Consider the following 17,694-nt stretch of genomic DNA (forward strand, 5'->3'; position numbering starts at 1 on the left):
TATGGACTTTTGGAATTCGTTCTTTCGTTATCCGATCGATCAGCTTCCGTTTTTCTTGCTGACGATCCTGATCGCATTTACGGTGCATGAATTCTCGCATGCGTATTTTGCCAACAAATTCGGTGATCCGACAGCCAAGCTGTTGGGTCGGGTTACGCTGAATCCGGTTGTACACTTTGACTTGTTTGGTGTGCTGTTGCTCATTATTGCCGGCTTTGGTTGGGCACGTCCGGTCCCGGTTAATCGGGCTAATTTCGACAAGCCGAGATTGATGGGCATCATCGTATCCGCAGCAGGGCCTCTGAGCAATCTGTTGCTCGCGATTATCGGTACAATTATCTATGCTTCACTGGTTGGTTCGGGAGCACTCGGCGGTATAGATAATGAACGGTTGCTGACAGCAATCACAACGTTCTTCGCTATTTTTAACTTAACCAACTTTTTCCTGTTCCTGTTTAACTTGATTCCGTTGCCCCCGCTTGATGGTTATCGGATTCTGGAAGATGTAGTGCCACCTTCAATCAGCCGCAAGCTGCAAGGGGTGGAGCAATGGTCCATTTTTATCTTCTTATTGATTCTTGTTATACCTCCGTTGCAAAATGTGACGATTCAACCTTTGTATGAGTTTGCGCAAACGATGTATGTGGATCTGGCAAAACTGGTAATTGAATTATATCGCTAAAAGCGCATCTGGTATTGGACCGGAATACTGGTCAGAAACACGTAAAAGTTGTATGATCATCTGTGGCGATTGGATTCACGCCTGTCATTAGGCGGGGTGAATTCCAGTCATAACAGGACAGAATGGGTGGATTGACTAATGCAGCGATATTTTGTATCTGCAGAGCAGTTTAATGAACACGCTGTGATCATCACAGGTGATGATGCACGCCATATCGGCAAGGTCATGCGTGGTAAACCTGGAGATAAACTGATTGTCAGTGACGGAAACTCCAGAGAAGCACTCGTGGAAATTGAGACCATTGAAGCGGGTCAAGTGACAGCCAATATTGTAGAGCCCCTAATTATGGACCATGAAGCACGGATTCGTGTAACTGTGGCCCAGAGTTTGCCCAAGGGCGACAAGATGGAAACAGTTATCCAGAGATGTACTGAGATTGGGGCGGTATCATTTATACCCTTCCTGTCAGAACGTACGATTGTGCAATACGATGCCAAGAAAGAAGGCAAACGGTTGGAGCGTTGGCGGAAAATCGCCAAGGAAGCTGCTGAACAGAGTCACCGGAATCGTATTCCGTCTGTCGAGCAGCCGCTTTCCTGGAAAGGGCTGTTATCTTCTTTTGAGGGCTATAACCTGGTATGTTATTGTTATGAGAAAGAAAACGGTAAACAGCTGAGAGATGCACTGAAACCGTTTGTTGAGCAGCTTGCACCTGATGCAAGTGCAGAAGTACTGATTGTTGTTGGACCGGAAGGTGGATTTTCTGAGAAGGAGACGGCAGAGGCTGATCAGGCAGGTGCTGTATCCGTTGGACTGGGCAAACGCATTTTGCGTGCTGAGACAGCTGGAATGGCAGCACTAACTTGCGTGTTATATGAATCCGGAGAAATGGGAGGAATGTAATTATGCCATCCGTGGCGTTTTACACCTTAGGCTGCAAAGTTAATTTCTATGATACAGAGGCGATTTGGCAATTGTTCAAAAACGAAGGTTACGATCAAGTGGACTTTGATGAACAGACAGCGGATGTATATTTGATTAATACTTGTACAGTAACCAATACCGGCGACAAAAAGAGCCGTCAAATTATTCGTCGTGCCATTCGGCGCAACCCGGAGGCGATCGTGGCTGTTACAGGCTGCTATGCGCAGACTTCTCCGGCAGAGATTCTGGACATTCCTGGGGTGGATCTGGTTATCGGTACACAGGACCGTGACAAGATTTTGCCATATGTTCATGAAATTCAGGAGTCCCGTCAACCCGTTAACGCGGTGCGTAATATTATGAAGACCCGTGTATTTGAAGAAATGGACGTACCGGATTTTGCTGACCGTACCCGCGCATTCCTGAAGATTCAGGATGGTTGCAATAACTTCTGTACATTCTGCATTATTCCGTGGTCTCGTGGTCTCTCACGCAGCCGTGAGGCGAACAGCATTATTCAACAGGCGCATCAACTCGTACACGCCGGATACAAGGAGATTGTTCTGACTGGTATTCATACAGGTGGGTATGGCGATGACATGGAAAATTACGATCTGACCGATCTGCTGTGGGACCTGGACAAGGTAGAGGGCTTGGAGCGTATTCGAATCAGCTCGATTGAAGCCAGCCAGATCGATGACCGCATGCTCGACGTAATCCAACGTTCGAACAAGCTCGTTCGTCACTTCCATATTCCGCTGCAAGCGGGGGATGATACGGTGTTGAAACGCATGCGCCGCAAATATACGACAGAAGAGTTCTACAATAAGATGCTTCGCATTCGGGAAGCGATGCCGGATGTTGCGATTACGACAGACATTATTGTTGGGTTTCCGGGTGAGACCGATGAGATGTATCGTAATGGGTATGAATTGATGCGGAAGATCGGTTTTTCCGAAATGCACGTATTCCCTTATTCCAAGCGTACAGGTACGCCAGCAGCGCGAATGGAAGATCAGGTGGACGAAGAGGTCAAAAATGCACGTGTGCATGAACTGATTGAATTGTCTGAGCAGATGCAGCTGGAGTACGCTGAGCAGTTTGTCGGACAGGTACTGGATGTTATTCCCGAAGGTGAAGCGAAGGGCCGCGAGGGAAGCGGCAAGCTGCACGGTTATAGCGACAACTACATTCAACTGGTCTTTGACGGAACCATGGATATGGTCGGTAAAGTGTGCCGAGTTAAAGTGATTGAAGCTGGTGTCAACGAGAGTCAGGCTACACTGGTACGTGTGTTGGAAGAGAATCTGAAGTCCGCCGCGATGTGATCGAGGCGACAGAAACAAGGATTTCATTTCCTTGGGGAGCTTACCCGGGGAGATGAGGTCCTTCTTTTGCAAAAAATAAGATAAAGATATTGAAGTCGATGGGGGAGAGCACGATGAACAAAAAAGAAATTTCAGCAGGCGGAGTTGTTTATAGAACAGGGGAAGACGGACATCTTCAAATTCAGCTTATCGTAGATCGTTATGGTAAAACAACTCTCGCCAAGGGCAAAATGGAAGATGGAGAAACAATCGAACAGACGGCACTGCGCGAGATCTTGGAAGAGACAGGTATGGTGGGCCGCATTGTAGAGCCCGTTGATATCATTGCTTATACGTACCAACATGCAGATTTTGGCCCGGTGGACAAGGAAGTTCATTATTATCTCGTTGAAGCCAAGAGTGGAGATCTGCAGCCTCAGATTGAAGAAATCAAGGGTGTGGATTGGTATGCTCCGGAAGAAGCATGGTCCAGACAGCAGCAGAGCGGATATGATAATAACGATGATATCTTGCGTGTAGCCCTGAACAAGTTAGGCATTAACGTATAACGCAGTATAGTCCTGGTCAGTTAACCGTGTGTTCTATGGGTCTGGATAGGTAATCATCAAGCCACGGGTGACTTCGCCGCGGGGGCGTGAACCGGTGGTTTTTTGTGCCAGATTGGCAAGTAACAGAATGGCAAAGCAAGTAGTGAACTGGTGATGTTAAAAAGGGTCTGGGCATGCGCAATCTGTGCCCCGTTGTCCGCTGACAGCCAAGCCGAAGCTGCATGCAGCTGGCCGATCAGCGGCATAAACAGCAGCGCTCCCGCAATGTTTAATACCACATGGGAGGCTGCGACAAATTTGCCTGCGGATGCTCCGCCCGCGGCAGCAATTACAGCGGTGATACAGGTCCCCACGTTGGACCCGATCACGATGGCGATGCCGATCTCCACAGGCAATACCCCTGTGGCTGCGAGCGTAATCGCCATGCTAATGACAGCGGCGCTGCTGTGAATGAGCGCTGTCAGACAGGCGCCTGCCAGGAAGCCCCACCACAGGCTGTCCGCCGAACGGTCGAGAAACCATTGAAATACGCCCATGCTCCGCAAGGGTAAGGCAATGGATTGCATCACCTGAATGCCTGTCATAACAAGTGCAAATCCCGCAGCTGAGAGGAAGCTGTACTGGATGTTAAACAGAGTCCGGCGCGTCCGCTCAGGAGCGGCCAGATTACGTTCACCAAGTACAACAAACATGGCCCAGCCCGTCAGCGACAGGACAAGCAATGGTAGGGAAGCACGTCCGATCTGCAGTCCCACCAGCTCCGTCGTCAGACATGTCCCGATGTTGGTACCGAGGATGATGCCGAGTGTACGTCCATAGGTAATTAACCTGGCATTCGCCAGTCCAATGGTGAGTACGGTGACCGCAGTACTGCTCTGTAACAGGGCCGTTGCACCTGCACTGAAGGCCATGCCTTTCCATGGAGCAGATGTTGCGCGATTGAGCCAACCTGCCAACATGGGCCCAGCCATACGCTGCAAGGCCGTCTCCATCAGCTTCATGCCACCAAAAAAGATAATAAGCCCATAGAGCAGGGGCAATATCACATCTCTAAACATAGAAACATCATTCCTTCCGTCCGGTTCCTTACCTCATCCTATGAGTAAATAGAGACAACCATGACAAGCCTAAAGGAATTCAGAGGAAGCCAGCCTCCCTCAATTCAAGTATCTTAACTACCGCACCCCAATTCGAAAGATACGGTGCTTCGTGCAAACGTAGTGGAGGGGACGAAATCGAATCTGAAGAAGCGAAGCGTGCGCCTAAAAGCTTTCTGAAAGAAAGCTACATCGGAAGCATATGCTGTCTCCGGATTTTCCCTTTAAAGAAAGGGAATCAAAAAAATCTGGAGACAACAGCGATCGGAAGATCGATTCGTAACCGAAACGCCACCTAATTGCCGCACCCCAATTCAAAAGATACGGTGTTTCGTGCAAGCGTAGTGGAGGGAACGAAATCGAATCTGAAGAAGCGAAGCGTGCGCCTTTGTCTCCGGATTTTCCCTTTTAAAGAAAGGGAATCAAAAAAATCTGGAGACAACAGCGATCGGAAGATCGATTCGTAACCGGAACGCCACCTACGCGCCGCACCAAACCTATCTTTTCAACTAACTATGAAAGAAGTGGATCTACCTTGCCATCAGTTACACTCGAACGCAGTCGCAAAAAGCGGCTTGAACATGCACATCCATGGATATTTAACAATGAAATTGCCTCGGTTGACGGAAACCCGGAGCCGGGAGATCTGGTCAATGTATTGAATCATCAAGGTCGCTATCTGGCGACAGGGTATTACAATCCCGCATCTCAGATCACGGTAAGGGTTGTAGCTTATCAACCCTTGGAGTCCGAACAGATGGATACGGCATTCTTTGCAGCGCGTTTCCGCGATTGCCTGCGTCATCGGGAACGTTTTATCCAGGATGGAGAGGCGTACCGTCTCGTTTATGGCGAAGCTGATTTTCTGCCAGGATTAATTGTTGACCGATTTGGCAGCATCCTCGTTGTACAGTTGCTTACACTTGGCATGGATCGTTGCCGTGAAGCCATCGTACAGGCACTCATTGAAGTGATGCAGCCTGAAGGCATATATGAGCGCAGTGATGTCTCGATTCGTGAACTGGAAGGTTTGGAGCAGACCAAAGGTCCATTGTACGGAGAATGCCCGCGACATGTCACTGTTACCGAGAATGGACTGCTCATTAAAGTGGACATCGTGGAAGGCCAGAAGACAGGTTACTTCTTCGACCAACGTGAGAACCGTGCAGCGATCGAACCGCTCATGAAAGGTTGGGGTTACAAGAGTGGAATCACACTCCAAACGACCGAGCAGGATGGCACAGAGCAGCTCTTGCCTGTGAATAAAAGCGGTAATGTCGTTACATTCCCGTATTGGGATGGTGCCACTGTACTGGAGTGTTTCTCACACACAGGCAGCTTCACGTTGAATGCCTGCAAGTATGGAGCCAAGAAAGTGACTTGTCTTGATATTTCGGAACATGCCATTGAAAGTGCGCGAACAAATGTGGAACTGAACGGTTTTACCGACCGGGTCGAATTCGTAGTTGCTGATGCATTCCAGTATTTGCGTGAACAAGTGAAAGGACTGGATGAACGGACTGCACGTGCGCGTGCTGGCGAACAAAAAGTGGATACATCCAAAGCGCTTGCAGCTGGTGGTAAAACATTTGATGTCGTGATCCTCGATCCCCCGGCGTTTGCCAAAACAAAATCAGCAGTCAAAGGTGCATGCCGTGGCTATAAGGATATTAACCTGCAAGGAATGAAACTGGTTAATGAGGGCGGATATTTGGTGACAGCCAGCTGTTCGTATCACATGCGTCCAGACCTCTTCCTGGATACGATTGCCGATGCAGCGGAAGATGCAGGCAAAGTGCTTCGTTTGATTGACTGGAAGGCAGCCGGTAAGGACCACCCGCAAATTTTGGGCGTGGATGAAGGACATTACCTGAAATTTGCTATTTTCGAAGTGCGCAGTAAAAAGAATTAGAAGAGTCTAATTTCACTTTTTCAATCTCTTGTGAGATAAAGTGAAATTTTATATTAATGATACTTTCGGTCAATAGTCCACAGTGTGAAAAGCTGCGGGCTTTTTGCTGTGTTAACGGAGATGATCTCCGATTTTACCGGATAGTGGCAAACGTATGTTCCGAACCAAGTCAGATATGGTATACTGGGAATTAAAATCTTGAACGTGTGGTTTGGAGGATTAGACATGTCCGTTCGTTTTGTTATTGGCCGGGCAGGCAGCGGTAAAAGCTCGCTGATTACCCGGGAAATTACATCTTTGCTTCAAAAGGAACCGCAAGGTAAACCTTTAATTTTACTTGTTCCCGAACAAAGCTCTTTTCGAACAGAGCAGGCATTGGTGTCTTCTGGAGCAATCAAAGGTACCATGCGTGCAGAAGTGCTCGGCTTTCGCCGTTTAGCCTATCGGATCATGCAGGAAGCAGGCGGTTCTGCTCGTATTCCAATCGGAGCCGAAGGCAAAAAGATGCTGCTCTACAAAGTCATCCAGCGCCGCAAGGAAGAATTGAAGCTGTTTGGTGCATCCGGCAGCCAGCTGGGTTTTATAGGTGAATTAAATGACTTATATAGTGAATTTAAACGTTATGAGGTTGATCCATCATTGCTGGAAGAAGGACTATCTGGATGGAATATCTCATCCTCTTCGCCAATTCTGGAGGACAAGCTGCATGACTTGAATCTGATATATCGTGACTATGAACAGGAACTAACCAATCTATATATTGATGATGAAGACACGTTGACCGAACTGACAGAGCGTTTGTCGGAAAGTACATTGCTGCAGGATGCCCAGATCTGGATTGATGGTTTTCAGGGATTCACACCACAGGAGATGAGTGTGATCGGCCGGCTGATGTTGCAGTCGTCTTCCGTGACGATTGCACTGACCTTGGATCGTCCTTATGATCATGGAGCGCTGCCTGGAGAACTGGAACTGTTCTATCCTACGGCGAGTGCCTATGCGCGTCTCAAAGGGATGGCTGAAGAGCTGGGTGTACCGAGTGATATCACCGTGCTGGATTCAGAGATTCCACCGAGATACAAGGATCGTCCGGGACTTGCTCATCTGGAGGCTGGGTTCGACCGCCGAATCCGGTGGAAAGGTGAGGGTCTTGATTCCGGAATTCGTCTGATTGCTGCGGAGAACCGACGAGCTGAGATGGAGGGAGCACTGCGTGAGATGCGGCGCCTGGCGCAAGACGAAGGTGCACGTTATCGGGATATGGCGGTACTTGTCCGCCAGTTGGATACTTACGCTGATATAGCCGAACCGCTATTCAGGGATTATGGTGTACCTGTCTTTTTGGACCGCAGAAGAAATGAACTGCATCATCCATTATCCGAGTTTATCCGTTCCACATTGGATATTGTTCGTCGCCACTGGCGTTACGAGGATGTATTTCGGTGTGTCAAAACGGATCTGCTGCTTCCGCGTGATGGTTCCATCACCCGTGAAGATATGGACCAGCTTGAGAATTATGTCCTGGCTTGTGGTATTCATGGATATCGCTGGACTGACGGCAAACCGTGGAAATATGTACCCAGCCTGTCGCTTGAAGACAATGGTCAGGATGGACGTAGTCGAGGACGGGACCAAATGCTTTCTTTAATGGAGCGTTGTCGAGCGGTCATTACAGATTCCATGGGTGCGTTTGAGAAACGGATGAAAAAGGCAAAGACAGCCAAAGCCCAATGCGAGGCACTGTACAGATTGCTGGAAGAGGCTGAAGTCCCATGGAAGTTGGAACATATGTCTGCTGAAGCTAAGGCGCAAGGTGACCCCGAACGATCGAGAGAACATCGGCAGATGTGGGGAGCTGTGCTGGATCTATTGGATCAGATGGTCGATATGATGGGCAATGAACGGCTGGATATCACGCTGTTTGCCGGAATGATTGAGACCGGATTGACGGAACTGAAGCTGGGTCTGGTACCGCCAGCACTGGATCAGGTTTTGGTTGGTTCCATGGACCGTACACGTCTTCAAGACATCAAATACGTATTTATCCTGGGTGCAGTTGATGGTGAATTGCCCGCCGTACCTCAGGATGATGGTGTATTAACGGAACTGGAGAGAGCGTTACTGACGGAACGAGGCGTGGCGCTTGGACCGGGTGCAACGAGGCAAATGCTGGATGAACGTTTTCTGATCTATACGGCACTTACAGCGGCAAGCAGCCAGTTGTGGCTGAGTTACCCGGTTGCTGATGATGAGGGAAAAGCACTGCATCCTTCCGAGATTGTCCGCCATGTACGGAAAATGTTTGGTCTGCAAGAACAGCCATTGCTCGCTCAACCACCGGTTGTGAACTCGGAAGAAGTGCATTGGTCCTATGTCACCCATCCAGGTCAGAGTCTGTCTGCGCTGATTGGACAATTGCGCAAATGGCGACGCGGAGAAGACATCCCTGAAATGTGGTGGGCGGTCTACAATTGGCATGTATCTCGGGAGACAAGCAGACCTCAGCTGGAGCGGTTACTGGGATCGATCTTTTATCGTAATCGGGCATTGCCACTACGGACAGCCACCAGTCGCAGATTGTACGGCACAGAGGTGAGGACGAGTGTTTCGCGAATGGAGCGGTTCGTAGCTTGTCCGTTCTCCCATTTTGCTTCGCACGGGCTGCGTCTCAAAGAACGGCAATTGTACCGCCTTCAGGCTCCTGATATCGGACAACTGTTTCATGCTGCACTGAGCCAGCTGGCTATGCGGTTGCGTGAAGAAAATCGTAGTTGGGGCAGCTTGACCCCTGACCAATGCCGCAAGGAAGCCGAGCAAACGGTGGAGCAGATTGCACCACAGCTGCAAGGGGAGATTTTGCTAAGCACCAAGCGATACGGTTATATTTTCCGCAAATTGAAGGACATTGTTAGCCGGGCATCCGTTATTCTTGGGGAACAGTCCAGACGTGGAAGTTTTGAACCGATTGGGTTGGAGCTTGATTTTGGACCGGATAAAACGCTGCCCCCACTTCGTTTTGAACTGGAGAACGGCTGTGTGATGGAAATTGTGGGTCGGATTGACCGTGTGGATGTGGCAGAAGGAGAGAATGGTCTGCTCCTTCGTGTAATTGACTATAAATCAAGCCAGACGGACCTCAAGCTTCATGAAGTGTATTATGGTCTGTCATTGCAGATGCTCACCTATCTGGAGGTGCTGCTTAGTGCTGCCGAGGAATGGCTTGGGGAAACGGCGATGCCGGGAGGAACGTTGTATTTCCATGTGCATAACCCGCTATTGCAATCTGCAAATGGTATGACATCGGAGCAAGCCGGACAAGAACTGCTGAAACGGTTCAAAATGAAAGGTTTGCTGCTGGCGGACCGGGATGCTATCGCGCAAATGGACAACACCCTGGATAAGGGGTATTCAGCCATTATTCCGGTTGCCCTTAAGGCAGATGGCAGCTTTTATAGCAGTGCTGCTGTAGCTACGCCAGAGCAATGGGATACGCTGCTTGCTTCGGTTCGCAGTAATATTCGTGAGATTGGTACCCGGATTACGGATGGGGATGTGGCCATTGAGCCTTATCGCATTCAGCAGGAAGTGGCATGCACGTTTTGTCCGTATAAGTCCGTTTGTCAATTTGATGAGAATATAGAAGGAAATGAATACAATATGCTTGCCAAACCTGGCAAACAGCAAATCTGGGATATGTTATCTCACACCAAAGGAGGGGAAACATCATGACGAATATGCCCAAACCGGAAGGAAGCTTCTGGAGTGACGACCAGTGGAGTGCGATCTCGGAAAGTGGAGAAGACATTCTGGTTGCCGCTGCGGCGGGATCGGGAAAAACAGCCGTATTGGTTGAACGTATTATTTGCAAGATCGCAGATCCCTCCCAAGGATTCAGTGTGGATCGGTTGCTTGTAGCTACGTTTACCAAAGCGGCTGCCGCCGAGATGAAACAACGGATTCGGGAAGCGCTGGAACGTGCGCTGGAAGAACAGCCTGGAGAAGAACATTTGCGTAAGCAGCTGTCCCTGCTTGGACGGGCATCCATTACAACATTGCATTCATTCTGTATGGAAGTCATTCGCCGGTACTATCAGCAAATTCCGTTGAACCCGGCTTTCCGTATCCTGAATGAAAATGAAGCGGAAATCATGCGGCAGGAACTGCTCGAAGAACTCTTTGAGGAAAAGTATGGCGAAGAAGATGAAGGGAGTACATTCCGCGAATTGGTGGACTGGTTCAGTGGAGAGCGAAACGATGATGCGATGCATCGACTGGTACAACGGTTGTATGATTTCTCCCGCAGTCATTCCTGGCCGGATCATTGGCTCTCAGAGATGGCATCCGCTTTTCAGGTGGAAAGTGTGGAGGAACTGGGACATTCAGCTTGGGTCCAGAGTATTTTGCGTGATGCGGCTCTTGCTCTAAGTGGTGCAGCAGGACTGCTTCGTCAAGGGATTCATATTTCCATGCAGCCTGAAGGCCCGGCACCTTATGCAGATACGTTAAAAGAAGATCTGGTGATGGTGGAAGAGCTGCTGTCTGCGGTCCAGGTTATGCCATGGGAGAGGTTGCCTGAAGTTTTTCAACCCGCTGTATTTGGCAAACTGAAACCCTGCAAAAAGGATCAAACGGATCCGGCTTTACAGGATCAGGTGAAGGAACTCCGTGAGGCTGCGAAAAAAGCAGTTACCGATCTGAAAGGCTCACTGTTTGGAAGAAGTGCGTTTTCGTTCTGGCAGGAGCTGGAGCAGGCGGCACCACTTATGCAGGAGTTGTCGAGGTTGGTTAGTACATTTGGTGAACGTTATCGGCAGGCCAAACAGGAACGTGGGCAAGTTGACTTCAGTGATCTGGAGCATTATTGCCTTCACATTTTGCGACATGAGGATTCAACGCCTGAACTGTCGATGCCTTCCGATGCGGCTATGGAATACCGTTCGCGATTCGATGAAGTGTTGCTTGACGAATATCAGGATACCAATACGGTTCAGGAAGATATCGTGAAACTGATCTCCAGGGAAAACCCGGGTAACCGATTCATGGTAGGTGATGTCAAACAGAGTATCTATCGTTTCCGGTTGGCTGAGCCAGGTCTGTTTATGAACAAGTATCGCCAATATGGATCCAGCACACGTGAGGACGGAATGGTGGGAAATCATCTGAGTGGTACAGGTCAACGTATTGATCTTGCGCGGAATTTCCGCAGTCGTGCGGAAGTTGTACATTCGGTCAATATGATATTCCGGCAACTTATGAACGAAGGTGTGGCAGAGATTGCTTATGATGAACGAGCTCAACTGGCGTATGGGGCTACATTCCCGTCAGAAACGCTTGGTGATGAGGCGTATACACCTGAAGTCATGTTGATCGATCGTCAGGGCGGTGGTCCTGATCTGACAGAGAGTACGGATGAGAACGGGGATGCAGCGGTCTCCGCAGAACTGGAGAGTGCCGAACTTGAGACAGCCCAGTTGGAAGCACGGGCGATTGCAAGGCGTATTCGTGAAATGGTTGGAGATACGGACAAACCTGCCCTCCACGTATACGACAAAGCCCTGCAAACGATGCGCCCGGCACGATACGGTGACATGGTCATCTTGCTCCGTTCAACCTTGATGTGGGCTCCGCTCATGATTGAGGAATTCAGACAGCAGGGAATTCCTGCTGGAGGAGAACAGAGCAAGGGTTACTTCCAGGCTACGGAAGTGGAAATCATGATGTCTTTGCTACAGCTTGTTGATAATCCAAGGCAGGATATTCCGCTTGCTTCCGTACTTCGTTCCCCGATTGTCGGACTGGATGAAGAAGAACTGGCACAGATTCGGCTAGGTGACAAAAGACAGTCTTTCTACGATGCAGTGATAACAGCTGCTGGAGAATGGGCCAATTCCTCCACTAATGCCGTACAACAATCCGGGCAGGAGAATCATCCTGATTCCAATATCGTCCAGCTGCAGTGGCCGGAAACCTGGTCAGAGATGGAACAGGGACAGCGGGAGACAGCAGCTTCTGTCGAGGCAGAGATCCTGGATGGTGGATATGAATTCGATGTGAATACAGATGGCATTCAAGATGCTGATTTTACTGGACATCCAGGTGAGGGTATGGACGTTACGGAGATTTCAGGCTCCGAGTTGCAGCAAAAGTTAATTCGTTTTATGCGTCAATTGAAGCAGTGGAGACTTGAGGCAAGACAAGGCAGTCTAAGTGAACTGATCTGGCGTATGTATCGGGAAACCGGGTATTTGGACTGGGTTGGGGGTCTTCCCGGAGGACTGCAACGTCAAAGTAATCTTAAGGCATTGTACGATCGCGCACGACAATATGAGGAATCAACTGCCAATCGCGGCTTGTTCCGTTTCCTGACGTATGTTTCAAGATTGCGGGAAAACGGGGGAGACCTCGGGACTGTAGCAGGTGGTTCTGGTGAGCAGGACAACGCCGTACGTATCATGACGATTCACCGGAGTAAAGGTTTGGAGTTTCCGATTGTCTTTGTCGGTGGCATATCCAAGATGTTTAATCAGCAGGATCTGAACGCACCGTTTCTCATGCATAAGGAACTGGGATTTGGTCCGAGGTTTGTGGATCGTGAGAACCGGGTTGCCTATCCTACATTAGCCAATCTGGCGATTCGTCGTCGTGCGCAATTTGAACTGCTTGCTGAAGAGATGCGTGTGTTGTATGTTGCGCTGACCCGTCCCAAAGAGAAAATGATTCTGCTGGGTACCGTAAAAGATGCGGCGAAAAAAGCGCTCGCGTGGTCTCAGGTCAAGGACAGCCCTGAATTGGCATTGCCAGACTATCTGCTTGCTGCAGGACGGAGCTACCTGGACTGGATTGGGCCATCCCTGATGAGACATCCAGATGCGGCTGTGCTGCGTGAACTTGCTGGAAGCAATGATTCGTTCTCAGCCTGTCTTGCAGATGATCAATCACGTTGGACGATTTCTATTATTTCCGCCGATCAGGTATCCCGTGATCATGTGGTGGATCAGACACTCGGACAAGAAGACGGGATGACTGAGGTGCGGAAAGAACGAATTGCTGCACTACAGGCGGTTCAGCCTGTGAGGTTGCTTCCATCCTCAACTGTAGAAGAGCTGACGAAGAGTGCACAAGATACGGCTAACCAAAACATTGAAGATGCAGGTACAGATACAGTAGCCCTTCAACAAGAGGAGACACGCCTAATTCGTGAAGTTGATCAACGGCTTTCGTGGACATATCCCTATGAAGCAGCAACTCAGGTGGCAGCCAGTACATCTGTCACGGAGTTGAAAACGTTACTTGCGATGCAGGATATGCAGTCCGTAGAGGTGATGGAGGAACTGGGAGAACAATCCGAGACATTATTGGATCACAACACGTCAGGAATCAATTACACCAAAGATGAATCAGGCCAGGCACTACGCGGCTTATCCGGTGAGTTGAACGAGCATGAGACTGGATCAGGGTCAGATTCAAACGGTATGGTGAACGTTTTGGATGTGGGGTCTGCGAGTACATCTTTCAAATTGCATCTGCGTCGTCCCAAATTTATGGGAGAGAACCAACTGACAGGAGCAGAACGGGGGAACGTGTATCATACGTTGATGCAGCATCTTCCTATAGATGGATCGGCCATTGATTCACAGCTTGTTGAGCAGACCATTCAGCGACTGGTGGAGCTCCAGATTTTGCTGTCCCATCACACGGAGGTGATCGAACCGGAAGAGCTGGTCGGATTTTTTGATACAGAACCAGGGAAAGAGCTGTTGCGTGCAGCGTGGGTGAAACGGGAGATTCCGTTTGTGTATGGACTTCCGGCACATCAGTCCCCTGCGGAGTGGTTACATGATCGGGCAGCGAACTCAGATATGTTTAAGATAAATGAAGATAGCAAAATGCAAGCATCCATTGAAAATGAAACCGTGCTTGTACAGGGGATTATCGATTGTCTGTATGAGGTTGATGGTGAGCTTGTCCTGCTCGATTACAAGACGGACCGGGTGTTGGAGCATCGTGGTGGTTTGGATGAACTCACCAAAAATTATCGCTTCCAGTTGGATCTGTATGGACGGGCTATCGAAGATATATTAGGTCGGAAAGTGGACCGGAAATGGCTGTACTTTTTTGATGGTGGACATGCAGTGAAATTATAAAAGACTGAAATTTTAAACGAATTGGATCGGAATTCAAATCCATGGATTTCATATGGGAGAGGGGTGGAACGGACGATGCGTATTTTGCATACAGGGGACTGGCATTTGGGAAAAACGCTGGAGGGACGAAGCCGACTGCGTGAACAGGAAGATTTCGTGGATGAACTCGTCAGACTGGCGGATGAGCAGCAGGCGGATGCCATATTGATGGCCGGGGATGTGTATGATTCGGTGAATCCTCCCGCAGCAGCGGAGCAGCTTTTTTACGAGGCGGCAGCGCGTTTGACAGCAAATGGAAGACCTCTTGTGGTGATTGCAGGAAATCATGATCAGCCGGAGCGTGTAGCTTCTGTCACTCCACTTGTGAACAGGCAGGGCATTACACTCGTAGGTATGCCTACTTCAGAAGCAGTGACCATCCATGCAAAGCGGACCGGAGAGACTGGACAGATTGCCGCATTACCTTATCCTTCTGAAGCCAGATTGAATGAATTGCTGACAACGGATGGGGATGAAAATGTGCTCCGTCAGGCATACAGTCAACGGGTGGGTATGTTAATGCAGCGGCTGGCAGCTTCTTTCCGCCCGGATACCGTGAACTTGGCCATGAGTCATATCTATGTGCTTGGCGGACTTGAGAGTGATTCGGAACGCCCGATTCAGATCGGTGGGGCTTACACGGTGGACCCTTCATCTCTATCGACTGGTGCGCAATACACGGCGCTTGGGCATCTTCATCGTGCACAGGCTGTCAAAGGTGACGGTGTGATTCGATATAGTGGTTCTCCTCTCGCTTACAGCTTCTCGGAAGCTGGACAGAGCAAGTCTGTCACGATGGTTGATCTGGCCCCAGGCGGAGCTGCACAGGTAGAGGAAGTTTTGTTAACGTCCGGGCGTCCGCTGGTGCGTTGGCAGGCTCGTGGTGGTCTGGCAGAAGTATATCGCTGGCTGGACGAGGGACGTGATCCCCAGGCTTTTATCGACATGGAAGTGTGGCTGGATGAGGCGATGTCCCTGAAGGAGATTCAGCAGCTTCGCAAATCAAATGAGGGTATCATTCATATTCGACCGGTGTATCCCGAGATGGCTGCAGCAGGACTTTTGGAGCAACGTTCCGAGCTGCCGGTTCACGAACTGTTCCGCAAATTCTATCAGCGTCAGACGGGTGGTGCCCAGCCGGAAGACAGCCTCGTACAGCTTTTCCTGGAACTTGTGGATGAAGACGAGCCGGGTGTGCGTGAGGAGGTCGAGGAAAGATGAAGCCCATTCTATTAAAAGTTGCCGGACTGCAAAGCTATCGCGAGATGCAGGAGATAGATTTTACCGTGCTGACGGAGACGGGACTATTCGGCATTTTTGGTCCAACGGGTAGTGGTAAATCTTCCTTGCTTGATGCCATCACACTCGCCATGTACGGAAAAGTGGAACGTGCGGTGAACGGCACACAAGGGATTATGAATCATGCAGAAGATTCGTTGTCGGTTGCTTTTACATTTGAACTGATGTCGGCGGAAGGCACTCGAAGGTTCCGGGTTGAGCGACGTTTCAAACGGAATAATGAAGTGTCGGTGAGTAACACGATCAGCAAATTCATAGAGACGGTCCATGGTGAAGAACAGGTACTTGCCGACAAATTGGCAGATGTTAATCGCTGTGTTGAAGATGTGATCGGTTTGAAGATGGATGATTTTACACGGGCAGTGGTGCTTCCTCAAGGGAAGTTTGCCGAGTTTTTGTCACTCAAAGGCAGCGAGCGTCGCCAGATGCTGCAACGATTATTCCATCTGGAGAAGTATGGGGACCAGTTGGCCATCAAATTAAGTCGGCGGGTCAAGGATAATGATATGGTTCACCAATCTCTTGCTGCGGAGCAACAGGGGCTTGGCAATGCCAGCAAGGAGACGCTGGATGAAACGAAACGACTTCTTAAAGCTGCTGTTCAGCAGTCTGAGTTGTCCCGCAAAGCGCTGGATGAAGCAGCAAAGGAAGCCGAACAACTGGGCAAAATTCGTGAGTTAAGTAACGAAAGGCAGGCCCGTACAGATGAACAGCAGAAACTGAAAGCACTGGAGCCACAGGTGGAAGCAGGCGAACAACGGCTGAAACAATCCGTTGCGGCAGATGCCATACTGCCTGCGTTGCAGACGGTTCGAGATGCTATGGCTACGCAGAAGCAGCGGCAGATTGCCGCCGAGACAGCTCATCAGCAAGCACTGGAACATGAACGTCTGGCGGTTCAGGAAGCGGAGAAGGCCGAGACGGCACGTGTGCAGGTCACTGAGGAAGAACCGAAACTTTTGCTGCGCCTGGAACAACTTGAACAAGCGAAAGAGCTGCAACGGGAACGGGACGGGCTTCAAGCCGATTGCTCGCGCCTTGCGCAGCTTCTGGAACAGGGGCAGGCTGAACAGACTGCGCTGGGACAGCAACTTGAGAAGGAAAAGGAGTTGCATCAGCGCGGGCGCAAACGGCGTGAGGAACTACAGGAGAGCCTTAAGCCGAATGAGGTGAAGTCAGAGGAACGCAGGCAACTTCAGGCTGCACTTGAGCTGAAGCATCGTGTGGATACTGCTGCGGAGCAATTGCAACAAAACAAAACTGACATGCAAGCCTATAGGCAGTCGGCAGAACAGGGAGCCGACAAGCTGCAGGCAGCGGCTGAGGAAGAAAGACGTCTGAGTGATCAGCGTCAGCATCTGGTAGAACAGGCGTCAGCAGGTCTTGAGGCCTTGCTTGCCTGTGAGCAGGATATTAGCCGCGAACAAAGCCTGCTGGCCCTTGCGGAGGAACAGCTACGTGGCACGATGCGCGAGCAGGAGCTGCACCGGCTGTCCTCCGCCTTGCGCGCCGAGCTGCAAGATGGCGAGCCATGCCCGGTGTGCGGCTCGCCGCATCACCCGCTCCCGGCTGCGCCGCCGGGAGAAGGTCCGCACGCAGGCGATGCGGACCCGGAACTGCTGCGCAGCCTGCACGCGGAGCTGCAGGAGCTGCGCTTTGGGCTGCGCCAGCAGCTGCACGAACGTCGCAGCCTGCTGACGCAGCTTGGCGGGGGGGGGGGG

Annotated in this window: 10 protein-coding genes; 9 read left to right on the forward strand and 1 reads right to left on the reverse strand. The window is 50.2% G+C overall.

Annotation, left to right across the window (positions count from 1 at the left end; all coding sequences use genetic code 11):
• Position 1 precedes the first annotated feature (1 nt).
• The 4 genes from ACE3K2_RS17770 (at position 2) to ACE3K2_RS17785 (ending at position 3,482) form a co-directional block, all read left to right on the forward strand.
• Complete coding sequence (locus ACE3K2_RS17770) at positions 2 to 682, forward strand: site-2 protease family protein (protein ID WP_074095894.1); 681 nt, start codon at positions 2 to 4, stop codon at positions 680 to 682.
• A 138-nt stretch (positions 683 to 820) separates the two neighbouring features.
• On the forward strand, positions 821 to 1,585 hold the full coding sequence (locus ACE3K2_RS17775; protein WP_421892917.1) for an RsmE family RNA methyltransferase: 765 nt from the start codon (positions 821 to 823) through the stop codon (positions 1,583 to 1,585).
• Between the two features lie 2 nt (positions 1,586 to 1,587).
• Positions 1,588 to 2,934 (forward strand): tRNA (N(6)-L-threonylcarbamoyladenosine(37)-C(2))-methylthiotransferase MtaB, encoded by a 1,347-nt coding sequence (mtaB, locus tag ACE3K2_RS17780; RefSeq protein WP_421892920.1) that lies wholly within the window; start codon positions 1,588 to 1,590, stop codon positions 2,932 to 2,934.
• A gap of 113 nt (positions 2,935 to 3,047) precedes the next feature.
• On the forward strand, positions 3,048 to 3,482 hold the full coding sequence (locus ACE3K2_RS17785; RefSeq protein WP_421892922.1) for an NUDIX hydrolase: 435 nt from the start codon (positions 3,048 to 3,050) through the stop codon (positions 3,480 to 3,482).
• 56 nt (positions 3,483 to 3,538) lie between these two features.
• Here ACE3K2_RS17785 and ACE3K2_RS17790 read toward each other — a convergent pair whose 3' ends face one another.
• On the reverse strand, positions 3,539 to 4,540 hold the full coding sequence (locus ACE3K2_RS17790) for a Na/Pi cotransporter family protein (RefSeq protein WP_421892926.1): 1,002 nt from the start codon (positions 4,538 to 4,540) through the stop codon (positions 3,539 to 3,541).
• Positions 4,541 to 5,114: 574 nt separating this feature from the next.
• Between ACE3K2_RS17790 and ACE3K2_RS17795 the strand changes: the two genes are divergently transcribed.
• The 5 genes from ACE3K2_RS17795 to ACE3K2_RS17815 all read left to right on the forward strand — a co-directional run.
• Positions 5,115 to 6,491 carry a class I SAM-dependent rRNA methyltransferase gene (locus ACE3K2_RS17795; protein ID WP_421892929.1) on the forward strand — a complete coding sequence of 459 codons (1,377 nt, stop codon included), beginning with the start codon at positions 5,115 to 5,117 and terminating at the stop codon, positions 6,489 to 6,491.
• Positions 6,492 to 6,716: 225 nt separating this feature from the next.
• Complete coding sequence (gene addB / locus ACE3K2_RS17800) at positions 6,717 to 10,220, forward strand: helicase-exonuclease AddAB subunit AddB (protein ID WP_421892931.1); 3,504 nt, start codon at positions 6,717 to 6,719, stop codon at positions 10,218 to 10,220.
• Positions 10,217 to 14,635, forward strand: a complete 4,419-nt coding sequence (addA, locus tag ACE3K2_RS17805; protein ID WP_421892934.1) for a helicase-exonuclease AddAB subunit AddA — start codon at positions 10,217 to 10,219, stop codon at positions 14,633 to 14,635. Before addB ends, addA begins: the two co-directional genes overlap by 4 nt.
• 75 nt (positions 14,636 to 14,710) lie before the next feature.
• Entirely contained in the window at positions 14,711 to 15,895 is a 1,185-nt protein-coding gene (locus ACE3K2_RS17810; protein ID WP_421892937.1) for an exonuclease SbcCD subunit D, read from the forward strand.
• Positions 15,892 to 17,694 (forward strand): AAA family ATPase (locus ACE3K2_RS17815; RefSeq protein ID WP_421892940.1); only part of this gene is annotated, 1,803 nt, incomplete at its 3' end. The genes ACE3K2_RS17810 and ACE3K2_RS17815, both read left to right, overlap by 4 nt.

Source organism: Paenibacillus sp. (genome assembly GCF_048976745.1).
In the GTDB taxonomy this organism is placed as follows: Bacteria; Bacillota; Bacilli; order Paenibacillales; family Paenibacillaceae; genus Paenibacillus.